Genomic DNA, 2946 nt, shown 5'->3' with positions numbered 1-2946 from the left:
ACGATGTTCTCGCTGTCGGTACTGACTTTCACGGTAAGCTTGGCGACCAAGGTGGTAGGTGCGGTGGGCGTGGCATTCCTGGCGAAGTGGGCCTTGAACGGCGGCAACGGCGAAGGCATCAGCAGCATGGCGCTGCAGCAGGGAGGAGTGGGGTTGGTGTTGACGACGCTCATCATCACCGCACCACCAATGGCCGCCGCCTTCTTCCAGGGCACGCTGGGCCAGTTCACGGCGTACTCTGCGCTGGGGCAGTTGGATAGGGCGGGACAATCGCCCGGAGCTGGCCGGCCGTATGAGCCTGGGGCGCCTGAAAAAGAGCGTACTCCTAGACACAATCAGGAGACAAGCTCAACCACTACAGTCATGCGTAGTGAATCTACTCCATATCAGGATGCGAGTAGCGGTAGCCGAGGACTTGCGAGTAAATAATTTATTATATTGGTGAGGAAATTATGAATCGACTATTTCTGTTAGTTTTTATAAATACCTTGTCGATTAACGTCGTTTTTGGTCAAACTGCTTGTCCAAGTGGTGTGGCGCCCGGTAGTCCGCAGTGTGGACCAGACTCTGGTACATCTAGAGGTGATATTCCAACTCCCGCGCCAAGGCCGACTGGTGAATGGATAAAGACTTGGGGTGCAATTGCGCACTCAAATTCTACCGGTGAAGCTGGAAGCGCCGTAGGTAAATTGTCTGAAAGTGAGGCCAAAGATGTGGCGATCAGGCAGTGTGCTATAGGTGGCGCGAATGATTGTAGTGTAAAGCTTGTTTACAAAAATCAATGTGCTGCCCTAGTTGCCTCAAAATCTCAGAGTTTTTTCGAATCATCTGCGAGTGAGGAAGAGTCAATTTCATCAGGCCTTGATGCGTGTAAAAAAAGCAAGGTTGGGGGCTGTAGGGTGGTGTATTCGGAATGCTCTGAGCCGATATTTAAGAGATATTGATGCTTTGGGGATCTGGTGAATTCTTATTGCGCTAGTTTCCAAGATTCGGTGGGTTAGTGATGGCTTGGATTATTTGAGTGTTATTTTTGTTAATTATTCCTCTCTTCTTCGTCGTTTCGCTCATCTGGTGATTGCAGGATTTCCGGTAATGAGGCGTGGATTTACTTTAATGTTTTTTAAGAAAATTTATGTGTTCTGATTTTAGGGTGACTCATGACTGGCTTGCGAGCATTGAAATTTCCCCAAATGGTTTTAGTTTCATTTATTTCCACGCTCTTGGTCGGGGCTTGCACTCCTAGTAATGTGCCCTCGGTAGAAGGTGAGGTAAAATTGTCTGGTAAAATTGGGGTGGAAAAAAAAGGGGGGCATGGGCTGCGAGAGGATTTAAAGATGCCGTCTTCTGTCAATGAGAAACTCAACGGGCAGGGCGAGATGGACGCAACTATCGCCGGCATAGCTGTCTCGATCAAAGCGCAAGATTGTAGCGAAGATAGTCCGGGGGTCATGTTGTGCAATCGCTCGCCGGTTGTAAGTATAACATTTCCGGGCGGCAAAGCCATTGCTCTAGAGCCTGAGGCTCTCTATTTGGATAGTAACTCCACGCTCTATCACGGCCCGCTGGATGAAACGTATAAAAAGAATCGTCACTCCATCATCTTGACGGATCTGAATGGCGATGGTCACGAAGACTTGGTGGTCTGGACTGGGAAAGAGGGTAATTATGGTGGCCCATCCTACAGCATCTACCTTTTTGATCCCGGTCAGCAGCGCCTTGTGTTCAATCAATCATTGTCAGATATTACGGTAATGGCGAATGGCTTGTTTTCGGTGAAGGGTGATGTACTGACTTCCACGTCAGGTGACGGCTGTTGCACTCACGTCTTCGATAGATACGAGATTAAGAATAACGAAGCAGTGCTTGTTGAGCGAGTGACCGAAGATACGAATGACCCAGCTAATCCAAAGAAGCGTACTGAGCGGCTTGATGGCGGTGAAATGAAGGAGGTGGTCAACTGAGAAAATAGCGGGCTGGTTATCCGATAGCAAGTACATGCAACGCATCTTTGGAGAGTTTCAGCTGCCGAAGATTCAACAACAAATTCTAATGACATGCACGTACGGAGAATGTTATGAGCGATGGTCGTGGCCGTAGCACCGAAGGTTTTGGGGTGGATCGTGAGTCTTCTGTCAGGCTGATCGTCAAGACAGCCTTGGCGAATGGCGTAACCGATCCAAAGCAGATTTCGTACATGTTGGCGACCGCTCAACATGAGACGCGCAATTTTGAAGCGCCGGAGGAGGATTTCGGGCGCAGTCAAGCGCGTAAGCTAGGGTATAGCGGTGGCGAAGAATTCTATGGTCGTGGCTACGTGCACCTCACGCACGATTACAACTATGCCAAATTTGACAAGTTGCTTGGCCTCAACGGTGAGATGGTTCGCAACCCCGATATAGCAAAGGATCCGGAGATTGCGGCAAAGGTTTTGGTTGTCGGTATGCGGGACGGGCTGTTTACAGGCAAGCCCCTTGATCGCTACATCGATAACGATAGTCATGACGTTTATAATGCTCGGCGTGTCGTCAATGGCGTGACGCCCAGTAAACCGTGGAGCGTCAAGGCAGCAAAAGACTGTGAAGAGCATGCAGAGGCATGGGAACGTCGTGTTCCGAGTCTGATCGAAAGCGTCAAGCGAGATGGCGTTGATCTAAAAGCGAGTGTGGCGGCGACCGGAAGCTCTCATCACCACACCGCAAAGACGCAAGACGGCAAACTGGAACAAGGTGAACGCGGCGAGTCAGTAAGGCAACTGCAAAGCCAGCTCGCCCAACTGGGTGCCACGGGTCGCGATGGCAAGCCGTTACAGGCTGATGGCGACTTCGGTGGTAACACCAAATTTGCGGTGGAGCAATTCCAACGCGCGTATGGCTTGCAGGTCGATGGCGTGGTGGGGCAACAGACGCGGGCTGCTTTGGGTCAGGCGGTGTCGCAGCATGCGACCAA

General features: G+C 50.7%; 3 protein-coding genes and 1 pseudogene. All 4 read left to right on the top strand.

Features of this window, described 5'->3' with window-relative positions; translation table 11 throughout:
* Positions 1-429: pseudogene (locus XcuCFBP2542_RS20165) on the top strand (type IV secretion system protein); the annotation flags it as partial.
* Between the two features lie 23 nt (positions 430-452).
* A complete protein-coding gene (locus XcuCFBP2542_RS18640; RefSeq protein WP_104605713.1) occupies positions 453-944 on the top strand; it encodes a DUF4189 domain-containing protein in 492 nt (163 codons plus the stop codon).
* A 213-nt stretch (positions 945-1157) separates the two neighbouring features.
* Positions 1158-1961, top strand: a complete 804-nt coding sequence (locus tag XcuCFBP2542_RS18635; protein WP_249027690.1) for an XAC2610-related protein — start codon at positions 1158-1160, stop codon at positions 1959-1961.
* Between the two features lie 113 nt (positions 1962-2074).
* On the top strand, positions 2075-2946 hold an 872-nt coding region (locus tag XcuCFBP2542_RS18630), incomplete at its 3' end, for a peptidoglycan-binding protein (protein ID WP_104605715.1).

This window comes from Xanthomonas cucurbitae, from assembly GCF_002939885.1.
GTDB classification, from domain to species: Bacteria; Pseudomonadota; Gammaproteobacteria; order Xanthomonadales; family Xanthomonadaceae; genus Xanthomonas; species Xanthomonas cucurbitae.
The sequence above is the reverse complement of the archived record's forward strand: the minus strand, read 5'-3'. Positions and strand labels throughout refer to the sequence as shown.